General features: G+C 69.4%; 18 protein-coding genes. 9 read left to right on the top strand and 9 right to left on the bottom strand.

Features of this window, described 5'->3' with window-relative positions; all coding sequences use genetic code 11:
* Positions 1-9: 9 nt before the first annotated feature.
* Entirely contained in the window at positions 10-1,386 is a 1,377-nt protein-coding gene (locus ACFWU9_RS28360; protein ID WP_384323333.1) for a serine hydrolase domain-containing protein, read from the bottom strand.
* Between the two features lie 207 nt (positions 1,387-1,593).
* Here ACFWU9_RS28360 and ACFWU9_RS28355 point away from each other — a divergent pair, with 207 nt between their 5' ends.
* Both ACFWU9_RS28355 and ACFWU9_RS28350 read left to right on the top strand, forming a co-directional pair.
* Entirely contained in the window at positions 1,594-2,877 is a 1,284-nt protein-coding gene (locus ACFWU9_RS28355) for a DUF418 domain-containing protein (RefSeq protein WP_384323331.1), read from the top strand.
* A 137-nt stretch (positions 2,878-3,014) separates the two neighbouring features.
* A complete protein-coding gene (locus ACFWU9_RS28350; protein ID WP_384323329.1) occupies positions 3,015-3,626 on the top strand; it encodes a TIGR04222 domain-containing membrane protein in 612 nt (203 codons plus the stop codon).
* 21 nt (positions 3,627-3,647) lie between these two features.
* Here ACFWU9_RS28350 and ACFWU9_RS28345 read toward each other — a convergent pair whose 3' ends face one another.
* Together ACFWU9_RS28345 and dnaB are read right to left on the bottom strand one after the other, a co-directional pair.
* Positions 3,648-4,082 carry a VOC family protein gene (locus ACFWU9_RS28345; protein WP_384323328.1) on the bottom strand — a complete coding sequence of 145 codons (435 nt, stop codon included), beginning with the start codon at positions 4,080-4,082 and terminating at the stop codon, positions 3,648-3,650.
* 84 nt (positions 4,083-4,166) lie between these two features.
* Positions 4,167-6,491, bottom strand: coding sequence for a replicative DNA helicase (gene dnaB, locus ACFWU9_RS28340; RefSeq protein WP_384323326.1), 2,325 nt, complete (start codon positions 6,489-6,491; stop codon positions 4,167-4,169).
* A gap of 423 nt (positions 6,492-6,914) precedes the next feature.
* Here dnaB and ACFWU9_RS28335 point away from each other — a divergent pair, with 423 nt between their 5' ends.
* Positions 6,915-8,393, top strand: coding sequence for an MATE family efflux transporter (locus tag ACFWU9_RS28335; protein ID WP_384323324.1), 1,479 nt, complete (start codon positions 6,915-6,917; stop codon positions 8,391-8,393).
* A gap of 176 nt (positions 8,394-8,569) precedes the next feature.
* Here ACFWU9_RS28335 and rplI read toward each other — a convergent pair whose 3' ends face one another.
* The 4 genes from rplI to rpsF all read right to left on the bottom strand — a co-directional run bounded on the left by rplI (position 8,570) and on the right by rpsF (position 10,289).
* Entirely contained in the window at positions 8,570-9,016 is a 447-nt protein-coding gene (gene rplI / locus ACFWU9_RS28330) for a 50S ribosomal protein L9 (RefSeq protein WP_384323322.1), read from the bottom strand.
* An 18-nt stretch (positions 9,017-9,034) separates the two neighbouring features.
* Entirely contained in the window at positions 9,035-9,271 is a 237-nt protein-coding gene (gene rpsR / locus ACFWU9_RS28325) for a 30S ribosomal protein S18 (RefSeq protein WP_003967857.1), read from the bottom strand.
* 42 nt (positions 9,272-9,313) lie between these two features.
* The gene (locus tag ACFWU9_RS28320) at positions 9,314-9,922 is read right to left on the bottom strand and encodes a single-stranded DNA-binding protein (protein ID WP_384323320.1); all 609 of its coding nucleotides are present in this window, start codon (positions 9,920-9,922) and stop codon (positions 9,314-9,316) included.
* 76 nt (positions 9,923-9,998) lie between these two features.
* The gene (gene rpsF / locus ACFWU9_RS28315) at positions 9,999-10,289 is read right to left on the bottom strand and encodes a 30S ribosomal protein S6 (protein ID WP_069626054.1); all 291 of its coding nucleotides are present in this window, start codon (positions 10,287-10,289) and stop codon (positions 9,999-10,001) included.
* Positions 10,290-10,560: 271 nt separating this feature from the next.
* On the opposite strand from rpsF, the gene ACFWU9_RS28310 reads away from it, so the two are divergent.
* The 3 genes from ACFWU9_RS28310 (at position 10,561) to ACFWU9_RS28300 (ending at position 13,340) form a co-directional block, all read left to right on the top strand.
* Positions 10,561-10,893, top strand: coding sequence for a hypothetical protein (locus tag ACFWU9_RS28310; protein WP_384323318.1), 333 nt, complete (start codon positions 10,561-10,563; stop codon positions 10,891-10,893).
* 134 nt (positions 10,894-11,027) lie between these two features.
* Positions 11,028-12,146, top strand: coding sequence for a lipid II:glycine glycyltransferase FemX (locus tag ACFWU9_RS28305; protein WP_384323316.1), 1,119 nt, complete (start codon positions 11,028-11,030; stop codon positions 12,144-12,146).
* A 162-nt stretch (positions 12,147-12,308) separates the two neighbouring features.
* A complete protein-coding gene (locus tag ACFWU9_RS28300; RefSeq protein ID WP_384323314.1) occupies positions 12,309-13,340 on the top strand; it encodes an alanine racemase in 1,032 nt (343 codons plus the stop codon).
* Positions 13,341-13,391: 51 nt separating this feature from the next.
* On the opposite strand, the gene ACFWU9_RS28295 is transcribed toward ACFWU9_RS28300, so the two are convergent.
* Both ACFWU9_RS28295 and ACFWU9_RS28290 read right to left on the bottom strand, forming a co-directional pair.
* Positions 13,392-14,888: a glycosyltransferase family 87 protein gene (locus ACFWU9_RS28295; RefSeq protein WP_384323312.1), complete on the bottom strand. Its 1,497-nt coding sequence runs from the start codon at positions 14,886-14,888 to the stop codon at positions 13,392-13,394.
* 155 nt (positions 14,889-15,043) lie between these two features.
* Positions 15,044-17,773 carry a transglycosylase domain-containing protein gene (locus tag ACFWU9_RS28290; protein ID WP_384323310.1) on the bottom strand — a complete coding sequence of 910 codons (2,730 nt, stop codon included), beginning with the start codon at positions 17,771-17,773 and terminating at the stop codon, positions 15,044-15,046.
* Between the two features lie 361 nt (positions 17,774-18,134).
* On the opposite strand from ACFWU9_RS28290, the gene ACFWU9_RS28285 reads away from it, so the two are divergent.
* The 3 genes from ACFWU9_RS28285 (at position 18,135) to ACFWU9_RS28275 (ending at position 21,483) form a co-directional block, all read left to right on the top strand.
* Positions 18,135-18,887 carry a PadR family transcriptional regulator gene (locus tag ACFWU9_RS28285; protein WP_384323308.1) on the top strand — a complete coding sequence of 251 codons (753 nt, stop codon included), beginning with the start codon at positions 18,135-18,137 and terminating at the stop codon, positions 18,885-18,887.
* 61 nt (positions 18,888-18,948) lie between these two features.
* Positions 18,949-20,031 carry an inositol-3-phosphate synthase gene (locus ACFWU9_RS28280; RefSeq protein WP_384323306.1) on the top strand — a complete coding sequence of 361 codons (1,083 nt, stop codon included), beginning with the start codon at positions 18,949-18,951 and terminating at the stop codon, positions 20,029-20,031.
* Positions 20,032-20,145: 114 nt separating this feature from the next.
* Positions 20,146-21,483, top strand: coding sequence for an MFS transporter (locus tag ACFWU9_RS28275; protein WP_384323304.1), 1,338 nt, complete (start codon positions 20,146-20,148; stop codon positions 21,481-21,483).
* The last annotated feature ends 181 nt before the right edge of the window (positions 21,484-21,664 follow it).

Raw genomic sequence — 21,664 nt, 5'->3', positions numbered from 1 at the left:
CGTGAAACATCACAGGCCGCGCCAGCCCTCCCCGTCCACACCGCCGGGCACCGCGTCGCCCGGCTCGTACGGCTCACGGGTGTAGACGAAGGAGCCCAGGTCGAGATGGCTGACCTGGCCGTCCGGACGCCGGACGACCCGCAGCGTCTCCCCCGTGTAGTAACCGTCGAGCCCCTTCCATGTCCCGTCCGCCAGGGCCTCGAACCGGGAGCGGCGGCCGGCCGCGCGCAGCGGCCTGAAGTCCAGGCCGCCGTCCGCCATGAGACGCAGGACGAAGGGGGCGGCGCCCCAGTACCAGGGGCCCGTGAGCTCCAGCAGCGCCTGGTCGATCTCGGGCAAGGGCCGCCATGGCTCGGGGATACGGGGCTCCGCGTCCGCCACGATGCCGATGAGATCGGCGGCGACAGCGCCGGTGAGCGGTCCCGAGGTGGCGTTGGCGAGGGTGACGGCGACCAGCCCGTCATCGACACTCACCCAGAGCGCGGCGACGAAGCCCGGCAGGGAGCCGGTGTGGCCGACGAGCGTACGGCCCCCGCGACGGACGAGCTGCACACCGAGCCCGTAACCGCCGTCCCACTCCCCGCCCTCGGGCGGCGTGGCGGGCGTCCGGGCCTCCCGCAGGGACGCGGCGCCGAGGACACGGTCGTCGCCCTCGGCGAGGAACGCCCCGAAGCGGCAGAGGTCCTCGGCCGTCGACCAGAGCTGGCCCGCGGGGGCCATCAGACCCAGATCCTCGGCGGGCTCGGGCAGAATCGCGTCCGCCCAGGGGTGCACGGCCCAGCCACCGGCCGCCGGGGCGACGGGCTCCGTGGTCGTACGGCGCAGCCCCAGCGGCTCCAGGACCTCCCGCCGGAGCACCTCCCCCCACGGCGCGCCGCGCAGCGCCTCGATCAGCGAACCGAGCAGGGTGTAGCCGGGGTTGGAGTAGTGGTGCAGTCGGCCGGCGGGGTGCAGTACGGGGTGCTCGCCGAGGACGTCGGCCAGCTCCGGGCGCGTGGTGCCCGGAGTCCGCTCCCACCAGGGGGCCGGCGCCTCGGCCGCCAACCCGGCGCCATGACCGAGCAGTTGGGCGATGGTGACCGTACCGACCCCGGTGCCCGGAAGATGCTTCTCCAGCGGATCCGCCAGATCGAGCAGCCCCTCGTCCCGGAGCCGTAGCACCAGTACGGCCGTGAAGCACTTCGTGATGGAGCCGATCCGGTACTGGGTGTCGGCGTCGGGCTCATGGCCGTCCACACAGCTGCGCCCGGCCGACCAGAGGGTCCGGCCGTCGCGCGCGACCGCGCCCACGAGCGAGGGCGCGCGGCCCTCCGACTGCGCGGTGGCGACGCGGTGCAGCAGGGCCCGTCGCGTACCGGGGAGGAGATCTTCGAAGGGTGAGGTCATGGTCCACATCTATCGGTAGGGCCCGGCGGCGTCGACCGCATTTCGGCCGGGCCGGGGTGTGTCCGCGCGGCAGCCGGGGCGCGGGAACTTTCGTCGGCCGGGGAGAGACCGAGGGTCGGCCGGGTCGGCCGAGACGCATACCTTGGACTGACAGGGCCCTACAGAAGGCGGGTTACCGGTTCCGGGCCCCGTTCCTAGCGTTGAGGCATGACAGCCGAGACGACGAAAGACAGCGTGGCCGACGCCGGGGCCGGGACCGCGTCGGGACGCGGAGCCGTACGGGCTTCCGAGCGGGCGCTCGCCCCCGACCTCGCGCGCGGGCTCATGCTGCTCTTCATCGTGCTGTCGAACACCGCGTTCCATCTGTGGTCGGCGCGGTACGGGCCGTCGGGCTGGCAGCCCGTGGACGGGGGACGGCTCGACCGGGCCGTGCAGTTCGGCATGATCACCACCCTTGACCTGCGGATCTATCCGCTCTTCGCGTTTCTCTTCGGCTATGGGATGACCCAGCTGTTCCTGCGCCAGAAGGCTTCGGGCACCGCCGAGCGCGACATCGTGAAAATCCTGCGCAGACGCAGCCTCCTGCTGATCGCCATCGGCCTTCTGCACGCCACCCTGCTGATGGCGGGCGACATCGTCGGCTTCTACGGCCTGTTGAGCCTCGCCCTCGGCTGGCTCTTCCTCAGGCGCGGCGACCGCGCGCTCATGTGGTGGATCTGGATCGGGACGACGGTCATGGCGATCACCGCCGCCCAGCCGGTCGTGGCGGTACTGCTCCAGGGCGACCTCGGCGCCGTGGGGGACGCCGGCACGGAGCCGGGCGCTGACGCGTACGCGGCGGACGAGCCGGACTGGCTGGCCGCCGCCGGCACCCGCGCGGCCACCGGACTGTTCGTCACCTTCGTCGCCGCCCCCGCGACCCTGGTCGGCGGCGCCTACGTCATCTTCCTGCTCGGCTTCTGGGCGGCACGGCGCCGCATCCTGGAGGAGCCGGGGCGGCATCTGCGGCTGCTGCGCGGCACCGCCGTCATCGGCATCTCGGCCAGCTGGCTCGGCGGGCTGCCCGCCGCGCTGGCGCACATCGGCGCGATCACCGTCCCGGACGACGCGCAGAGCGATTCCGGCATCCTCTTCACGGTCAGGGAGATCACCGGCAACGCGGCCGGGCTGGGCTACATCGCCGCTGTCGCCCTGTTCGCGCACTGGTGGACACGGAGACCGGCCCGCCGGGGCGCCCGGGCCGTCGAGGCGGTGTCCGCGGTCGGAAGACGCTCGCTCTCCTGCTACCTCACGCACTCGCTCCTCTTCGCCCCGCTGCTGGCGGCGTGGGGGCTCGGACTGGGCGAGCACCTGACCAGCGCGACGATGGCGCTCGTCGCGGTCGGCGTCTGGCTGATCACGGTGGCCGGGGCGTACGCCCTGGAACGAGCCGGGCGCCGGGGGCCCGCCGAGGCCCTGCTACGACGGCTGATGTACCGGCCCTCGGCCTGAGCCCGGCCGTCCCCCAGGCGCCCCCGCGGCCGTACCTCAAGTCTTCCTCTGAACTGCCGCCGCGCCAGGGCTCGTTCCGGGCATCGCCGTCATACTGGCGAAAGACGACATCAGGGACGGGGGCTCCTGTGCGGACCATGATCTGGCGGCGCGTCTCGGCGGCCGAACGGCGACTCGAAACGTACGAAGTGGCCTACCTGGCAGGTGGACCCCAACGTGTCCTGGAAGCGGCGCTCTTCGCACTGCGCGACCGGGGGGCGGTCACGATCGTGGGCCCCCGCGTGCGCGCGGTCCGGGAGGACGACAGCCTCGCCACGCACCCCGTCGAACGGGCGGTCCTCGCCGCCTGCCCGCGCGGGAGGAGCCTGACGGTCGTCGCGGACGCCGTGCGCGGCGGACCGGAGGTCGCCGCGCTCAAGCGTGAACTGATCGCCCTCGGCCTCGTCGCCCGGAGCCGGCACCGGCTCACCCCGGCGGGCAGGCGGCAGTTGGCGGCGGCCAGGGAGGAGGCGGCGCTCCCCGCGTATGTCTTGGAAGGCCCGGGCGCGCACCCGGACCGACGCCTGCGCCGCATCGTCGCGGGCACGTCGCTCCCGTCGGGCCTGGGACGGACCCTGATTCGGATGGGCAGGGCGACCGAACCGGACCACGACGACAACTACGACTACGACCCGGGCTCGGACTCGTCCTCGGAACCCGGCGGCTTCAGTTGCGGCGGCGGTGGAGGAGGGGGCGGGGGCAGCGACTAGGGCTTGTCCGGCGGCTGCCCCTCAGTCGAGGCAGAACTCGTTGCCCTCGATGTCCTGCATCGCGATGCAGGACTCGTTGACACCGTCAGCAACGAGCAGTTGCACCCGTACCGCACCGAGCGCGACCAGTCGCGTGCACTCGGCCTCGAGCGCGGCAAGACGCTCCTCACCGACGAGCCCGGTACCGGCCCGCACATCGAGGTGAACCCGGTTCTTGACGACCCTGCCTTCGGGCACCCGCTGAAAGAAGAGCCGCGGACCCACACCGGAGGGATCGACACACGCGAACGCCCCTCCCCGACTCTCGGCCGGCAGGGACCGATCGAAATCACCCCACGTACCGAACCCCTGAGGAGGCGGCGGCACGACGTACCCCAGCACCTCGCACCAGAAACGCGCGACGCGCTCGGGCTCCGCACAGTCGAAGGTGACCTGGAACTGCTTGACCGACGCCATCGGCCCACCCTATGCGCGCGCACTGCCCACGGACAGCTCTCCAAGACACCACCGGCCCGGGAGACGGGCCGGCCACTCACTCGCTCAGGTCTGTGCCATGTCCACGAAGCGGGAGTAGTGGCCCTGGAACGCCACCGTGATCGTCGCCGTCGGGCCGTTGCGGTGCTTTGCCACGATCAGGTCCGCCTCGCCCGCGCGTGGGGACTCCTTCTCGTACGCGTCCTCGCGGTGCAGCAGCACCACCATGTCCGCGTCCTGTTCGATCGAGCCCGACTCGCGCAGGTCGGAGACCATCGGCTTCTTGTCCGTACGCTGCTCGGGGCCACGGTTCAGCTGGGAGAGCGCGATCACCGGCAACTCCAGCTCCTTCGCCAGCAGTTTGAGGTTTCGCGACATGTCCGAGACCTCCTGCTGGCGGCTCTCCGCGCGCTTCGAGCCGCCGGACTGCATCAGCTGGAGGTAGTCGATGACCACCAGCTTCAGTCCGTTGCGCTGCTTGAGCCGTCGGCACTTCGCGCGGATCTCCATCATCGACAGGTTCGGCGAGTCGTCGATGTACAGCGGTGCCTGTGAGACGTCCGGCATCCGCCGGGCCAGTCGCGTCCAGTCCTCGTCGGTCATCGTGCCGGAACGCATATGGTGCAGCGCCACCCGTGCTTCGGCCGAGAGCAGACGCATGGCGATCTCGTTGCGGCCCATCTCCAGCGAGAAGATGACGCTCGGCAGGTTGTTCTTGATGGAGGCCGCGCGTGCGAAGTCCAGGGCGAGCGTGCTGTTGTGGGTGGGAATCATCGAACGGGTCGCGAGATACAGGTGCGCGGGGTTGTCCACCTGGACGCAGCGGACCGGGACGCTCCCGACCTCCCGGACCTCCGTGATGAAACGCCGCTCCGGCTCCGCTGCTCCCGGGCCGCTCCGGTCCCGCTCGTCGGCGGTCTCGAAACTGATCCGGTAGCGCGTGACGGAGGATTCCGGGTGTTCTTCGGTCTCGACCCGCTCGGTCGACGCCTCGCACCGGTGGCCGAGGCTCAGCACCAGCTCACCGATGCCCTCGGCGAGCGCGCGATTCGCGACGGCGAGCCGCACCGACCCGGAGCCGGTCACCGTGCCGTCCCTGCCGTCAGTGCCGTGCGTGCCGTCCCCGAAGTGCGTGTCGAGAAGGCCGGCGAGGAGCGCCCGACGCTGCGCGACGGAGGCGCGTAGATACTCCTGGGGGATGTGGTCGCCGCCCCCGCCGCCGAGCCGCGTGCCCAGCGTGTAGGGAGGGACGGGGAGATCACACTCGGGCAGTTCGAGCGGTGCCGTCGTCCGTACGGAGTGCTTCATGCGCCCGTCGGACGTGACGGCGCGAAGGGTCTCGGCGATCTCCTTGGTGGTCCTGACCGAGGCGACTACGCCCGAGTCCTCGGTGTCCGTGACCCACTGGTGGTCGGCGTCGGCGACGACGCTCGACCCGTCGTCGAAGGTGATCTCGTAGCAGGGGCGGTCGCGCATGATGTCCGTCGCGGCCACCACCCGAGTCGGCCGGCCCGTCGCGTCGAGGAGGAGGTCGCCCTGCCGCACCTCTCCCATCGTGGTCCAGCCGGTGGGGGTGGGCAGGGGGGTGTCCAGGGCCAGGGCCTTACCCATGGCGGGACGGGCCGCGATGACGATCATCTGGCCCGGGTGCAGCCCGTTGGTGAGCGAGTCGAAGTCGGTGAACCCCGTGGGCACCCCGGTCATCTCACCGCTGCGCGAACCGATCGCCTCGATCTCGTCGAGCGCGCCCTCCATGATGTCGCCGAGGGGCAGATAGTCCTCGCTGGTGCGCTGCTCGGTGACCGCGTAGATCTCGGCCTGGGCGGAGTTGACGATCTCGTCGACGTCGCCGTCCGCCGCGTATCCCATCTGCGTGATCTTCGTGCCGGCCTCGACGAGACGGCGCAGCACCGCGCGCTCGTGCACGATCTCCGCGTAGTACGACGCGTTCGCCGCCGTCGGCACCGACTGGACCAGTGTGTGCAGATACGACGCCCCGCCGACCCGGGTGATCTCACCGCGCCTGGTCAGCTCGGCGGCCACCGTGATGGGGTCGGCCGGCTCCCCCTTCGCGTACAGGTCGAGGATCGCCTGGAAGACGGTCTCGTGCGCCGGGCGGTAGAAGTCATGGCCCTTGATGGTCTCCACGACATCGGCGATCGCGTCCTTGGAGAGGAGCATCCCGCCGAGGACGGACTGCTCGGCGTCCAGGTCCTGGGGAGGCACCCGCTCGAAGCCCGGCGATCCGCCGTCCCACGCCGCGTTGTCCCTGCCGCGCTCGTGCTGCTCCTCGCGGCCCCGCGTCTCACCCCGGCGCGGGCGGGAGACGGGCAGACGATCGCTCGGCCCGGCTTCGGTCCAGGGGTCGTCCAATGGCTCGGGGATGCTCATCCGGCCACCTCCTCCCGTCCGCCCAGCGGACCTCGCCGTGCCACTCTTTCTACGGCACGACACTGACAAATCGAGTGGCCTGACTCCGGTTCCGGCGCGTCGGACGTCGGTCCACGGTAGGCCCGCGGGGACCGTCCGCCAATCTGGTTATCCACAGGCCATGTGGACGAAGGACCATATGCTGTGGAGAACCCCGGTGAACCTGTGCACGGACCGGGGGACAGCACTGTGGACAACCTCGCCGCCCGACTGTCGCACCCACCCTGACCTGGACTTTCTCCGTCCACCGGCTGTGGGGGAGAAAAACTTTTCAAGCTGGTCCAAGATCAGAGCAAACGGCGCACAGCAGCGCCCCGGTCTTGCCGAATGGTAAGGATCACAGGCGCATTGCATCTCTTACCTGTGGAAGATTAGATTGACCGCATGACACAGGTCCCCACGGCACCCGGGTCCGGACCGAACAGCGGCTCCGACAGCCGCTCCGACGACGCCCCCCGCACCGGATCCGACAGCGCGCCGGACGGCGGGCCGAACGGCCGTTCACCCATCGGCCGCTCGCGGAAGGACGACTCGCGAAACGGCCCGTCCAAGGCCGCCCGGCGAGGCCACGACCGTGAGATTCTCGCCCTCGCCGTGCCCGCTTTCGGCGCCCTCGTCGCCGAGCCCCTCTTCCTGATGGTCGACAGCGCGATCGTCGGCCATCTCGGCACCCCGCAGCTCGCCGGTCTGGCGATCGCGGCGGCCCTGCTGACCACCGCCGTGAGCGTTTTCGTCTTCCTCGCCTACGCCACGACCGCCGCCGTCGCCCGCCGCGTCGGCGCGGGTGATCTCCAGGCGGCCATCCGGCAGGGGATGGACGGCATCTGGCTCGCCCTGCTGCTGGGCGCCGCCGTCATCGCGATCACCCTCCCCCTGGCGCCCTGGCTCGTCGACATCTTCGGCGCCTCGGACACCGCCGCCCCGTACGCGATCACCTATCTGCGCATATCCAGCTTCGGCATCCCCGCCATGCTGGTCGTGCTGGCGGCCACGGGCGTTCTGCGCGGTCTCCAGGACACCCGGACCCCGCTGTACGTCGCCATCGGCGGCTTCGCCGCCAACGCCGTCCTCAACGTGGCCCTCGTCTACGGCGCCGGTCTCGGCATCGCCGGTTCCGCCTGGGGCACGGTCATCGCCCAGCTCGGCATGGCGACCGCCTATCTGGTGGTGGTCGTACGAGGGGCCCGCCGCCACGGCGCCTCGCTGCGGCCCGACTCCGCGGGCATACGCGCGAGCGCCCAGGCCGGCGTCCCTCTTCTCGTCCGTACGCTCTCCCTGCGCGCGGTCCTGATGATCGCCACCGCCGTCGCCGCCCGCCTCGGGGACGCCGATGTCGCCGCACACCAGATCATCCTGTCCCTGTGGAATCTGATGTCCTTCGCGCTCGACGCCATCGCGATAGCCGGGCAGGCGATCATCGGCCGGTATCTGGGGGCGAACGATCCCCGGGGCGCCAAGGACGTCTGCCGTCGCATGGTGCGCTGGGGCGTGGTCTCCGGTGTGGGGCTGGGGGTACTTATCGTGCTGGCGCGCCCCTTGTTCATCCCCCTCTTCACCGGCGACCAGGTGGTCCGGGACACGCTGCTGCCGGCGCTTCTGGTGGTGGCGGTCACCCAGCCGATCGCGGGCATCGTCTTCGTCCTGGACGGTGTGCTGATGGGAGCGGGCGACGGCCCGTATCTGGCGAAGGCGATGGTCGTGACACTGGCGGTCTTCGCCCCGGCCGCCCTGCTGGTGCCGGTGTTCGGAGGCGGTCTCACCGCCCTGTGGTGGGCGATGACGCTCATGATGGCCGTCCGCATGCTGACGCTTTGGCTACGCACCCGCTCCGGCCGCTGGCTGATCACGGGCGCCACCCGCTGACGGGAGCGGCCGGCGCGCGGGCCAGGTGGATCCGTGCGGGTCGGACCGGGGAGGCGCTCCATGGCCCGCCCTGGTTTCACGTGAAACGAGAGGGCCGCACCCCCGGCTGGGGTGCGGCCCTCTCACTGTCTCTGCCGGCCACCGGGCGGACCCGGTGAACCATGTCGGCCGGAACCCTAGGCGGGCACGACCTCGACGCCGAACTTCGCGGCGACCTCGGGGTGCAGACGCACGGACACCTGGTGCGAGCCCAGGGTCTTGATCGGCGAACCGAGCTCGATACGGCGCTTGTCGACCTCCGGACCACCGGCGGACTTGATCGCCGAAGCGAGGTCGGCCGGGGTGACGGAGCCGAAGAGACGGCCGGCGTCGCCGGAGCGAACGGCCAGACGCACCTTCACGCCCTCGATGCGGGCCTTGATCTCGTTGGCCTGCTCGATGGTGGCGATCTCGTGGATCTTGCGAGCACGACGAATCTGCTCGACGTCCTTCTCGCCACCCTTGGTCCAGCGGATCGCGAAACCACGCGGGACCAGGTAGTTACGGGCGTACCCGTTCTTGACGTCGACGACGTCGCCGGCGGTACCGAGGCCGGAGACCTCTTGAGTGAGGATGATCTTCATGATTAGGTCACCCTCCCCTTATCGCGCGGTGGACGTGTAGGGCAGCAGCGCCATCTCACGGCTGTTCTTGACGGCCGTGGCGACGTCACGCTGGTGCTGCGTGCAGTTGCCGGTGACGCGGCGGGCACGGATCTTGCCACGGTCGGAAATGAACTTCCGCAGCATGTTCGTGTCCTTGTAGTCCACGTACTGGGTCTTGTCCTTGCAGAACGCGCAGACCTTCTTCTTAGGCTTGCGCACAGGCGGCTTCGCCATGGTGTTTCTCCTGTGTGATCAAGAAAGTGGGAGCGAGCTGCCCTAGAAGGGCGGCTCGTCCGAGTAGCCGCCGCCGGAACCGCCGGAGCTTCCGCCCCAGCTGCCTCCGCTGCCCCCGCCACCCTGCGGCTGCTGCTGGCCGCCGGCCGGTGCGCTGGTCGCCCAGGGGTCGTCGGCGGGTGCTCCGCCGCCGCCCTGCTGGCCACCACCGGGACCGCCGCCCCAGCTGCCGCCACCGCCCTGCTGCTGACCGCCGCCACCGCCGTAACCGCCCTGGGCGCCGCGACCCGTGGTCTTGGTGACCTTGGCCGTGGCCGTCTTCAGGCTGGGGCCGACTTCCTCGACGTCCAGCTCGTAGACCGTGCGCTTGACGCCCTCGCGGTCCTCGTAGGACCGCTGCTTCAGCCGGCCCTGCACGACGACGCGCATGCCCCGCTGGAGCGACTCGGCGACATTCTCCGCCGCCTGACGCCAGACCGAGCAGGTGAGGAACAGGCCTTCGCCGTCCTTCCACTCGTTGGTCTGCCTGTCGAAGATGCGGGGAGTGGACGCGACACGGAACTTCGCGACCGCCGCACCGGACGGGGTGAAGCGCAGCTCGGGGTCGTCGACGAGATTGCCGACGACCGTGATGACGGTCTCGCCTGCCATTGGGTGAACCTCTCGGCGGGGATTGCTTCTTGCTGCTTGGCTGCTACTCGGACCCGACGACCGTTGAGCTAAGAGCTCAGTGGGTCTCGGGACGGAGGACCTTGGTCCGGAGGACCGACTCGTTCAGGTTCATCTGTCGGTCGAGCTCCTTGACGATCGCGGGCTCGGCCTGCAGATCGATGACCGAGTAGATGCCCTCGGGCTTCTTCTTGATCTCGTAAGAGAGACGACGACGGCCCCAGGTGTCGACCTTCTCGACCTTTCCTTCGCCCTCACGGACGACGGAGAGGAAGTTCTCGATCAGCGGGGAGACTGCTCGCTCCTCGAGATCGGGGTCGAGGATGACCATCACCTCGTAGTGACGCATGTGGAACCCACCTCCTTTGGACTCAGCGGCCACGGTCGTTCCGTGGCAGGAGGGTCGTGATGCGTGAGCAACGGTATCGGCCGCCACTGACAATCCCGCTCGTCGAGCGAAGATCGCGTTCTGGCCTGGGCAGACACCGGTGCAGACCGTACAGACTACCCGCAGACCGGCTTCCGGTTGAAATCCGGCCGGGTACGGACGCACTCTGGACACATCGGGTGTGTGCGGCGTCACGATGCGCCGCTTCCGGCAAGGCGCCAGGAGGTGCCCCATGGCACAGGCAATGCAACCCAAATCGACCGGTGCGACCCATGCGACCGGTTCTCTCTTCGCCACCGATCATCGGCCCCATCCCCTCCAGGACACCCTGCTCTGGGTGACCGCGGTCCTGGGCGTCCTCGCGTTCATCTCCTCGATGTTCCACAACCTGCACCTGCTCAGCTCCTGGGCAGGGCTCATCGGCATCCTCACCGGCTTGTACAGCCAGTTCATCTCCAGGACGACACACGAGCGGTTCGCGACGCTCATGGGCCTGGGCTCCGCGGGGGTCGGCTTCTACCTCGGCATGGCGCACGGCGGCCTCTTCGGCGGAGTGATCGGCTAGCCCCTCCCGGGCCCCGGGCCCGGGGTCCGCTCCGCCCCGTGGCCAGCCGGGGCGCTCCATCGGCAAGTAGGCTTCGGCGCGAGAGCCGGAGCCCCCCCTACTCCATGGGGACACATCTGCGAGGAGCGCCCCGCATGACCCTGACGCTGAGCACCATCAGTCGCGAGCAGCATCTGGCGTACATCCAGAGTCTGCCCGCGGCCAGCCACTGCCAGGTCCCCGCGTGGGCGGACGTGAAGACGGAGTGGCGCTCGGAGAGCCTGGGCTGGTTCGACAGGGACGGCCAGTTGGTCGGCGCCGGCCTGGTGCTCTACCGCCAACTGCCCAAGATCAAGCGGTATCTCGCGTATCTGCCCGAGGGCCCGGTCATCAACTGGTACGCCCCGAACCTGAGCGACTGGCTCCAGCCGATGCTGGCCCATCTGAAGCACCAGGGCGCGTTCTCCGTGAAGATGGGTCCGCCCGTGGTGATCCGCCGCTGGGACGCGGGGGCCATCAAGTCCGGGATCCAGGACCAGGACGTCAAGCGGCTGCGTGATGTCGAGGCCACCCACATCGAGCCGCGCGCCTTCGAAGTGGCCGACCGGCTGCGCAAGATGGGCTGGCAGCAGGGCGAGGACGGCGGGGCGGGATTCGGGGACGTACAGCCCCGCTACGTCTTCCAGGTGCCGCTGGCCAACCGGTCCCTGGACGATGTCCTCAAGGGCTTCAACCAGCTGTGGCGGCGCAACATCAAGAAGGCGGAGAAGGCGGGCGTCGAGGTCGTCCAGGCCGGCTACAACGACCTGGAGGAGTGGCAGCGGCTGTACGAGATCACGGCCGAGCGCGACCACTTCAGGCCCCGGCCGCTCTCCTACTTCCAGCGGATGTGGACCGTCCTCAACTCCGAGGACCCCAACCGCATGCGTCTCTACTTCGCCCGGCACGAGGGGGAGAACGTCGCCGCCGCGACGATGCTCATCGTGGGCGGCCACGTCTGGTACTCCTACGGGGCGTCGGCCAACCACAAGCGGGAGGTCCGGCCGTCGAACGCGATGCAGTGGCGGATGCTCCGCGACGCCTATGCGATGGGCGCCACCGTCTACGACCTGCGCGGCATCTCCGACTCCCTCGACGAGACCGATCACCTCTTCGGTCTCATCCAGTTCAAGGTGGGCACGGGTGGCGAGGCCGTCGAGTACGTGGGTGAGTGGGACTTCCCGCTCAACAAGCTGCTCCACAAGGCTCTCGACATGTACATGTCTCGCCGCTGAGCCCGGCTCCCTGGGCGGCGGGGTGCCGGTGGTCAGCACGCTGCGGTGCCGGACACCGGTCAACCGCACCAGCGCGCCCAATAATTGCGTAAGGCCCCCAAGGCCCTCAAGAACGTTCATATCCTTCATACACCGCAGCCGAGAGAAAGGTTCCGGACCGGCATGGCGCTCTCCCTCTACGTCGACACCGCGCGCTGGCGGGCGCACCAGAAGTCGGTCATTGACCAGTTCCCGGGCCTTGTCCCGGTCTGCAAGGGCAATGGCTACGGCTTCGGTCACGAGCGGCTCTCCGAGGAGACCACCCGCTTCGAGTCCGACATCCTCGCGGTCGGCACCATCTACGAAGCCGCCCGCATCAAGGACTGGTTCAGCGGCGACCTGCTGGTCCTGACCCCCTTCCGGCGCGGCGAGGAGCCCGTACCGCTGCCCGACCGCGTCATCCGCTCCGTCTCCTCCGTCGACGGCGTCTTCGCCCTGGTCGGCGCCCGCGTCGTCATCGAGTGCATGAGCTCCATGAAGCGCCACGGCGTCCGCGAGCAGGAACTCAACCAGCTCCACGCGGCCATCGAGGACGTACGCCTCGAAGGCTTCGCCCTGCACCTCCCGCTCGACCGCACCGACGGGTCGGACGCGGTCGAGGAGGTCATCGGCTGGATGGACCGGCTGCGCGCGGCCCGGCTCCCCCTGCACACCATGTTCGTCAGCCATCTGCGCGCCGAGGAACTGGCCCGGCTCCAGCGCCAGTTCCCGCAGACCCGGTTCCGCGCGCGCATCGGTACGCGCCTGTGGCTGGGCGACCACGACGCGACCGAGTACCGGGGCGCCGTGCTGGACGTGACGCCCGTCGTCAAGGGCGACCGGTTCGGCTACCGCCAGCAGAAGACCGCCTCCGAGGGCTGGCTGGTGGTCGTCGCGGGCGGCACGTCGCACGGAGTCGGTCTTGAGGCCCCCAAGGCGCTGCACGGCGTCATGCCGCGTGCCAAGGGTGTGGCGCGGGCGGGCCTGGCGACGGTCAACCGCAACCTCTCGCCGTTCGTCTGGTCGGGCAAGCAGCGCTGGTTCGCCGAGCCGCCGCACATGCAGGTGTCGATCCTCTTCGTCCCGGCGGACGCGCAGGAGCCCAAGGTGGGCGACGAGCTGGTGGCGCATCTGCGTCACACGACGACGCAGTTCGACCGGCTCGTGGACCGCTAGAGGCAGCCGCGGGCCCGACGCACCGCCCGGCCGGCCGCCGGAGCCCGCGCCTCAGGCGGCTCCCGGCGGCCGTACCCCCCACGACACGCGCTGCGACGCCTCCACCGTGTGCGCCACCGGCGCCTGCGGCCTGGCGGCCTGCCCGAGCACGAACACGTCCCGCGCCCCGTCCAGCACCCCGCCCGACGGGTCGTCCGAACCGTCGCGCCGTACCCCGTCGCGCTCCGGCAGCAGGATGTCCCGTACGACGACGGCGCACAGGTACAGCGTCCCCAGCAGGTGCAGCGCGATGGCCAGTTGGTAGCCCTCGGTCGGCAGCCCCTTGTGGGCGTCCCCGCTCGTCGTGTACGCGAGGTACATCCAGATGCCCAGGAAGTACATGACCTCGCAGGCCTGCCAGATCAGGAAGTCGCGCCACCTCGGCCGGGCCAGCGCGGCGAGCGGGACCAGCCACAGCACGTACTGCGGCGAGTAGACCTTGTTGGTCAGGATGAAGGCGGCGACGACCAGGAAGGCGAGCTGCGCGAACCGGGGCCGCCTCGGCGCCGTCAGCGCCAGCGCCGCGATGCCCGCGCACGCCAGGACCATCAGCGCCATCGACCAGCTGTTGACGGTCTCGACCTCCAGGGACTGGCCCGTGCGCTGTGTGATGATCAGCCAGAACGATCCGAAGTCGACCTGCCGCTCCTGGCTGAAGGTGTAGAACTTCTTCCACCCCTCCGGAGCGAGCAGCATCACCGGCAGGTTCACCAGCAGCCACGAGGCGGCCGTACCGCCCAGCGCGACCCCGAACTCCCGCAGCCGCCCCGCGCGCCAGCACAGGAGCAGCAGCGGCCCCAGCACCAGTACGGGATAGAGCTTGGCCGCCGTCGCGAGGCCGATGAGGATGCCGAAGGCCAGCGCCCGGCCGCGCGACCACATGAGCATCCCGGCCGCCAGGAGCGCGACGGCCAGCAGATCCCAGTTGATGGTGGCGGTGAGCGCGAAGGCGGGCGCGAGGGCGAGGAGCAGGGCGTCCCAGGGGCGGTGCCGGTGGGTGCGCGCGACGCAGACGGCGATGACCGCCGCGCAGATCATCAGCATCCCGGCGTTGACCATCCAGTACATCTGCTCGCGGTGCTGTATCGAGCCGCCGCCGGGGGTGAGCCAGGAGGCGACCTCCATGAACAGACCGGTCAGGACCGGGTACTCCAGATACTCCATGTCGCCGCCCAGCCGGTCGAAGTACGGCACCAGATCGTCGGCGAAACCGCGCCCGAGGAAGAGGTGCGGGATGTCCGAGTAGCAGGCGTGCGTGTACTGCGAGCTGGCGCCCCGGAACCAGGCCCACTCGTAACAGGGCATCTTCTGCACCATGCCGAGCGCGAACATCCCGATCGCCACGAGAGCGACCACCCGCACCGGGGTGAGCCGGCTGCCGCCGTACCAGGCCCAGCGGCCGATGGGGCCGCCGATCAGCTCACTGCCGGACGCGGCGATCCGGTCCCGCCGGGTGGGCGGTACGACCGGACGGTCCTTGGGCACCGTGGTGTCTTCTGTGCTCGGCATGGCGACCATCCTGCCGTACGCCGCTGTGGCACGGCGAAGGCCGCCGCACCCGGCCGTACACGGTCTGTGTACGGCGCTGGTACGACGGCCTTCCTGCTGCTCCTGGGAGCCTTCGGGGAGCGCGGCCCTGTCGGCTTCGACCGGCCGGGAGGGCCCTAGCCCTGTTGGCCTCGGATGAAGCCTTCGTCGTCTCCCTCGGTATCGCCGCCCTCGTCGTCTCCCTCACCCGGTGGTGGGCTGCTGGACGAGGTGCCCGGTTCTCCGATCACTCCGCCGGGATCCTCACCGCCGGGACCGCCCGGGCCGCCCGGACCGCCGTCCTCACAGCCGTTCGGCTGCTCACAGGACTCGGACTCGCTGATCGTCGGCGAGGGGGAGTCCGACGGGGACTCGGAGGGCGACTCCGACGGCGACTCCGACGGCGTGTTGCTCGGGCTGGGCAGCGGGGACTCCACACCGCCGCCGTACACGGCCTCACCGACGGGCTCGGGCTCCGGGAACGTCAGGAGCTTCTCGCCCTTCATCGCCACCGTCATGTACTCCCGCCAGATGTCGGCCGGGAACGACGCACCGTGAATCTTCTCCTGGCCGCCCGTGCCAAACATCTCCAGGAACTTGCGGTTCTTGTTCGCCGCGTTGTCGTCCAGCCGGTACATGTCGATGGCGGTGGAGAGCTGCGGGGTGTAGCCCACGAACCAGGCCGACTTGTTGCCGTCGGTGGTACCGGTCTTGCCCGCGACCTCGCGGCCGTCCGGCAGCTGCGCCGAGGTGCCCGTGCCGCCCTTCTCCATGACCACGGACTTCAGGACGTCCGTCACGTTGTGCGCGATGTCGGCGGGGAAGTTGGCCTTGGGCTTCTTGTCGTACTTGAAGACGACGACGCCCTTCTCCTTGACCTCCTGGACGGAGTACGGATCACGCTGCGTGCCGTTGTCGGCGAACGTGGCGTACGCGCCGGCCATGCGGATGGCGCTGGGGTCGGAGATACCGATGGAGAACGAGGGGTTGCTGCCGCCCGGGAGGCTGTCCGCCAGCAGTCCCGCGTCCACGGCCGACTGCCTGACCTGCGGAATGCCGACGTCCATGCCGAGCTGGACGAAGGGGGAGTTGGCCGAGACCTTCATGGCCTCACGCAGGTTGATGTCCTCGTAGTCCTCGTCACCGTCGTTGCGCTGGAGCCACTCCTTCCCTTCCTCGTTGGTCCAGACCTGGCCGTTGTAGTCCTTGATCTTGAGCTTGTTCTCGCCGTTGTACTCGCTCTTGTCCGGCGACACCGGTGTGCGTGACTCGCTGCCCTGTTCCGGCCCGAGGTCGGGGTCGCGGACACCGTCACGCATCGCCGCGGCCAGCACGAACGGCTTGAAGGTCGATCCGACCTGGGCACCGGTCTGGTCGGCGTTGTTGGTGAAGTGCTTGGTGGCGTCCTGGCCGCCGTAGATGGCGACGATCTTGCCGGTCGCCGGCTCCACCGAAGCGCCGCCGAACTGGACGTGGGTGTCCTTCTCCGGGCGCTTCTTCGGATCGATGTTCGCCTTGTAGACGTCGGTGACGGCCTTGTTGAGCGCCTTGACCTTGTCCTTGTTGAAGGTCGTCTTGATCTCGAAGCCGCCCTTGGCCAGGTCGTCGGCCGTGATGCCCCTGTCGTTGTTGTTGATGAAGTAGGCCTTGGCGAGGTCCACCAGGTAGCCGATCTGACCGCTGAGCTGCGCGTTCTTCTTCGGCGGCCCCGGCATCGGGAACTCTTTGTACGTCGCCCGCTCCTGCGCGCCGAGATGGCCGTCCTTGACCATCTCGTCGAGGATCCACGCCCAGCGCTTCTGGGCGCGCTCGGTGTTCTTCTTGGCGCTGGCGTTCTTGTCGATCGACGGGTTGCCGTTGGGGTCGTAGTACGTCGCGCCCTTCAGCAGCGTCGCCAGGAAGGCGCACTGGCTGGCGTCGAGGTCCTTGGCGTCCTTGTTGTAGTACGTACGGGCCGCCGCCTGGATGCCGTAGGCGCCACGTCCGTAGTAGGAGGTGTTGAGGTACCCCGCCATGATCTCGTTCTTGTCCAGGTCGGCCCCGACCTTGATCGAGATGAACAGCTCCTCGAACTTGCGCTTGAAGGTCTGCTCCTGGTTGAGCATGGCGTTCTTGACGAACTGCTGGGTGATGGTCGAGCCACCCTGCGTCTGACCACCCCTGGCCATGTTGAACACGGCCCGGCCGATGCCCATCGGGTCGACGCCCGCGTCTTTTCTGAACGTCTTGTTCTCCGCCGAGATCACGGCGTTCTGCATCTCTTCGGGGATCTGCTCGATCCCGACGATCTGCCGGTTGACCTCACCGCCGGTGGCGACCATCGGCGTTCCGTCGTCCCAGAGGTAGACGTTGTTCTGCGCCTTGGACGCCAGGTTCTCCTTCGGCACCTCGACCATGGCGTAGGCGAGCGTGCCGGCGGCCATCAGACCGCCCATGAAGGCGATGAAGAGGCCGGTCACGAGCTTCCAGGACGGTACCCAGCGCTGCCAGCCGTACTTGTCGTGGCGCGGGTAGTCGATCAGCCGCTTCTTGCCCGGCCGCCCTCCACGCCCTCGGCCTGCGCCACCGGGACCTCCGGGACCTCCGGGACCTCCGGGCCCACCGCCACGGCGGCCCCCGCCGTGGCCTCCCGCCCCGGCGCCGCCTTCCGCTGCGCGTCGGCGGCCCCGCTGGGCCGCCTTACGTGCCTCGGCGCGTCCTCCGTAGGAGGGCTCCGGTTCGTAGGAGTCTGAGTGGGAGGCCGTGGGGACTCCACGGGAGGGGTCCGCGCGGCGGCCCGAAGGCCGCTGTGCGGCGCGCCTGGCCGCGGCTCGTCCGCCACCCTGGCCACCTTGCGGCTGTGGCTGTTTGCGACGGTGCTCACTCATCGAACGACTACTCCTCGGGCAGGCGCGGGCGCCTGGAAGCGGCAGTTGAGTTCCGGTCCCCCCGAGATGAATACGGATGTACCCGCCGTCGGGCTCATCCCGCATGCATCCAGAACGACGACGCTCTCACACGTCACGCGGTTCCCGGTGGTCTGCATGCCGCACAGACTACGCAGGGTCAAACCCCTCCGAGATCTGAACTTCACCCCAAACCAGGCAAGTTACTCGCTGTGAATTGATGATGTGACGCCGTTCACCATGGCCCCCCTTGTCCCATCAGCATCGGTGTTCTATCGTCCCGATGTATCGAGTCGATACATCGGGACGGCATAAGCGGTCAGGACGGCGGAGGAGGCGGCCAGTGAGCAGACGCTCGGGCATCCTCGAGTTCGCCGTCCTGGGTCTGCTGCGCGAGTCCCCGATGCACGGGTACGAGCTGCGCAAGCGGCTCAACACCTCGCTGGGGATCTTCCGCGCCTTCAGCTACGGGACGCTCTATCCCTGCCTGAAGACGCTGGTCGCCAACGGCTGGTTGATCGAGGAGCCCGGCAGCGCGCCCGACGAGGCGCTCGCCGCGTCACTCGCGGGCCGACGGGCCAAGATCGTCTACCGGCTCACGGCGGACGGCAAGGAGCACTTCGAGGAGCTGCTCTCGCAGACGGGCCCCGATGCCTGGGAGGACGAGCACTTCGCCGCCCGCTTCGCCTTCTTCGGACAGACGGAGCGCGAGGTCCGGATGCGCGTGCTGGAGGGCCGCCGCAGCCGGCTGGAGGAGCGGCTGGAGAAGATGAGCGCCTCCCTGGCCAGGACCCGCGAACGCCTCGACGACTACACGCTCGAACTTCAGCGGCACGGAATGGAATCCGTGGAGCGCGAAGTGCGCTGGCTCAACGAGCTGATCGAGAGCGAGCGCGCGGGACGGGATCAGCGACGACCCGGCCCGGACGGCACCGCCGCCCAGCAGGACAGCGCGGCGGGCGGTGCGTCGAGCGACAGGACCAACAGCAACACAACGGGAGACACGGACGGCCTGCCCCGGTCCCCGGGGTCTTCCGGAGGTTCGCCTCCGGAAGACCCCGGCCGGCCGGATCCGTCCGTGGACACCACCCCATGAGGTTCCGCATCAGCGCGGGGCTTCATCGCAACATTGAGATCACACACAGGGAGCAACCAGGATGGGTTCCGTTCGCGTAGCCATTGTCGGCGTGGGCAACTGTGCCGCCTCGCTGGTGCAGGGCGTCGAGTTCTACAAGGACGCCGATCCGGCCGGCAAGGTGCCCGGCCTGATGCACGTTCAGTTCGGCGAATATCACGTGCGGGACGTGGAGTTCGTCGCCGCCTTCGACGTCGACGCCAAGAAGGTCGGCCTCGACCTCGCGGACGCCATCGGTGCCAGCGAGAACAACACCATCAAGATCTGCGACGTCCCGAACTCGGGCATCACCGTCCAGCGCGGCCACACCCTCGACGGTCTGGGCAAGTACTACCGCGAGACGATCGAGGAGTCCGCCGAGGCCCCGGTCGACATCGTCCAGACCCTCAAGGACAGGCAGGTCGACGTCCTGGTCTGCTACCTGCCCGTCGGCTCCGAGGCCGCGGCGAAGTTCTACGCGCAGTGCGCCATCGACGCCAAGGTCGCCTTCGTCAACGCCCTCCCGGTCTTCATCGCCGGCACCAAGGAGTGGGCGGACAAGTTCACCGAGGCCGGTGTCCCGATCGTCGGTGACGACATCAAGTCCCAGGTCGGCGCCACCATCACGCACCGCGTGATGGCGAAGCTGTTCGAGGACCGCGGTGTCGTCCTGGACCGCACGATGCAGCTGAACGTCGGCGGCAACATGGACTTCAAGAACATGCTGGAGCGCGAGCGCCTGGAGTCCAAGAAGATCTCCAAGACGCAGGCCGTCACCTCGCAGATCCCGGACCGCGACCTGGGCGCCTCCAACGTCCACATCGGTCCCTCGGACTACGTGGCGTGGCTGGACGACCGCAAGTGGGCGTACGTCCGTCTCGAGGGCCGCGCCTTCGGCGACGTCCCGCTGAACCTGGAGTACAAGCTGGAGGTCTGGGACTCCCCGAACTCCGCCGGTGTCATCATCGACGCCGTGCGCGCCGCGAAGATCGCCAAGGACCGCGGCATCGGCGGCCCGATCCTCTCCGCGTCCTCGTACTTCATGAAGTCCCCGCCGGTGCAGTACTTCGACGACGAGGCCCGCGAGAACGTGGAGAAGTTCATCCGCGGCGACGTCGAGCGCTAGCACGGAAGGGGGAGGGCGGACTCCCCCGTACACGTACCGCCGAGGGGTCCCCGGGGCAGACTGCCCGGGGACCCCTCGCGTGTGGCACGGGCATCGTGTGTGACGCTGATCCACATGTCTGTCGTACGCGATCTGCGCGTGCTCCTGCGTCTGCGCGACTTCCGCCGTCTGCTGACCGTGCGTCTGCTGTCGCAGGGGGCCGACGGGGTCTTCCAGGTCGCGCTCGCCGCGCACGTCGTGTTCTCCCCCGAGAAGCAGACCACCCCAGGCGCCATCGCGTCGGCGATGGCCGTGCTGCTGCTGCCCTACTCGGTCATCGGCCCGTTCGCGGGGGTGCTGCTCGACCGCTGGCGGCGGCGCCAGATCATCCTGTACGGGAACGTGCTGCGGGCCCTCCTGGCCGCCTGCACCGCCGTACTGATCCTCACCTCGCTGCCGGACTGGCTCTTCTACGCCTCCGCGCTCGCCGTCACGGCGGTCAACCGGTTCGTACTCGCCGGGCTCTCGGCCGCGCTGCCACGCGTCGTCGAGGACGAGCACCTGGTCCTCGCCAACTCCCTCTCCCCGACGGCCGGCACGCTCGCCGCGACCGCCGGCGGCGGACTCGCCTTCCTGGTGCGACTGCTAGTCGCCGACTCGGACGCCGCCGTGGTGCTGCTGGCCTCCCTGCTCTATCTGTCGTCGGCGCTGGCGGCCATCACCATGGCGCGCGATCTGCTCGGCCCCGATCCGGGGCTGGTCCAGCCGCGGCTGAAGGCCGCCGTCGCGTCGACCGCACGCGGTCTCCGCAGCGGGCTGCGCCATTTGGCGGAGCGGCGGGACGCGGCGGTCGCTCTCACCGCGATGACGCTGATGCGCTTCTGCTACGGGGCGCTGACGGTGATGGTCCTGATGCTGTGCCGCTACGCCTGGACGAGCGACGAGGAGGACGGGCTCGCTCTGCTGGGGGTGGCGCTCCTGGTCTCGGGAGCGGGCTTCTTCGCGGCGGCCGTCGTCACCCCGTCGGCGGTCGGGCGGCTCGGCTCGTTCGGCTGGATGGTCACGTGCGCCGGGTCGGCGGCCGTGCTGGAGCCGGCGCTCGGGCTGCCGTTCGCTCCGGCCCCGATGCTCGCCGCCGCGTTCGTCCTCGGTCTGGTCACCCAGGGCGCGAAGATCGCCACGGACACGGTGGTGCAGACATCGGTGGACGACGCCTACCGGGGGCGCATCTTCTCCCTCTACGACGTGCTCTTCAACGTCGCCTTCGTCGGCGCCGCGGGGGTCGCCGCGCTGATGCTTCCGCCGGACGGGCGCTCGGTACCGCTCGTACTGGGCGTGGCGGTGGTCTACGCGGCCGTCGCGGCGGGTCTCTTCCGCTGGGCGAAGCTCAGGACGAAGGACGGAAAGAAGGACGAGAAGAAGGACGAGAAGAAGGACGACGAGAGGGACAAGGAGAAGGAGAAGGACGGCTAGCGCATAAAGGAGGGGCGATGTTTCACGTGAAACATCGCCCCTCCTTCACACCGCGCGACGCCTCATGGGCCCGGTCGACGCGGGGGAATTTTTAAAGGTAAAAAACCACCCCCCGACCCCCCGCCCCGCCCCACAAAAAAAATGGATTGCCCACACAACAACACAACCCGCAACCCCGAGG

Source organism: Streptomyces sp. NPDC058653 (genome assembly GCF_042716895.1).
GTDB lineage: Bacteria > Actinomycetota > Actinomycetes > Streptomycetales > Streptomycetaceae > Streptomyces.
This window is presented reverse-complemented; position numbering and strand designations above follow the sequence as displayed.

What these genes read in the sequence shown, in the direction of transcription:
- rplI (WP_384323322.1), bottom strand. Translation starts at nt 9,016, where the DNA reads ATGAAGATCATCCTCACTCAAGAGGTCTCCGGCCTCGGTACCGCCGGC.
- ACFWU9_RS28320 (WP_384323320.1), bottom strand. Translation starts at nt 9,922, where the DNA reads ATGGCAGGCGAGACCGTCATCACGGTCGTCGGCAATCTCGTCGACGAC.
- ACFWU9_RS28335 (WP_384323324.1), top strand. Translation starts at nt 6,915, where the DNA reads ATGACACAGGTCCCCACGGCACCCGGGTCCGGACCGAACAGCGGCTCC.
- ACFWU9_RS28290 (WP_384323310.1), bottom strand. Translation starts at nt 17,773, where the DNA reads ATGAGTGAGCACCGTCGCAAACAGCCACAGCCGCAAGGTGGCCAGGGT.
- ACFWU9_RS28300 (WP_384323314.1), top strand. Translation starts at nt 12,309, where the DNA reads ATGGCGCTCTCCCTCTACGTCGACACCGCGCGCTGGCGGGCGCACCAG.
- dnaB (WP_384323326.1), bottom strand. Translation starts at nt 6,491, where the DNA reads ATGAGCATCCCCGAGCCATTGGACGACCCCTGGACCGAAGCCGGGCCG.
- ACFWU9_RS28355 (WP_384323331.1), top strand. Translation starts at nt 1,594, where the DNA reads ATGACAGCCGAGACGACGAAAGACAGCGTGGCCGACGCCGGGGCCGGG.
- rpsR (WP_003967857.1), bottom strand. Translation starts at nt 9,271, where the DNA reads ATGGCGAAGCCGCCTGTGCGCAAGCCTAAGAAGAAGGTCTGCGCGTTC.
- ACFWU9_RS28350 (WP_384323329.1), top strand. Translation starts at nt 3,015, where the DNA reads ATGATCTGGCGGCGCGTCTCGGCGGCCGAACGGCGACTCGAAACGTAC.
- ACFWU9_RS28345 (WP_384323328.1), bottom strand. Translation starts at nt 4,082, where the DNA reads ATGGCGTCGGTCAAGCAGTTCCAGGTCACCTTCGACTGTGCGGAGCCC.
- rpsF (WP_069626054.1), bottom strand. Translation starts at nt 10,289, where the DNA reads ATGCGTCACTACGAGGTGATGGTCATCCTCGACCCCGATCTCGAGGAG.
- ACFWU9_RS28360 (WP_384323333.1), bottom strand. Translation starts at nt 1,386, where the DNA reads ATGACCTCACCCTTCGAAGATCTCCTCCCCGGTACGCGACGGGCCCTG.
- ACFWU9_RS28310 (WP_384323318.1), top strand. Translation starts at nt 10,561, where the DNA reads ATGGCACAGGCAATGCAACCCAAATCGACCGGTGCGACCCATGCGACC.
- ACFWU9_RS28295 (WP_384323312.1), bottom strand. Translation starts at nt 14,888, where the DNA reads ATGCCGAGCACAGAAGACACCACGGTGCCCAAGGACCGTCCGGTCGTA.
- ACFWU9_RS28275 (WP_384323304.1), top strand. Translation starts at nt 20,146, where the DNA reads ATGTCTGTCGTACGCGATCTGCGCGTGCTCCTGCGTCTGCGCGACTTC.
- ACFWU9_RS28280 (WP_384323306.1), top strand. Translation starts at nt 18,949, where the DNA reads ATGGGTTCCGTTCGCGTAGCCATTGTCGGCGTGGGCAACTGTGCCGCC.
- ACFWU9_RS28305 (WP_384323316.1), top strand. Translation starts at nt 11,028, where the DNA reads ATGACCCTGACGCTGAGCACCATCAGTCGCGAGCAGCATCTGGCGTAC.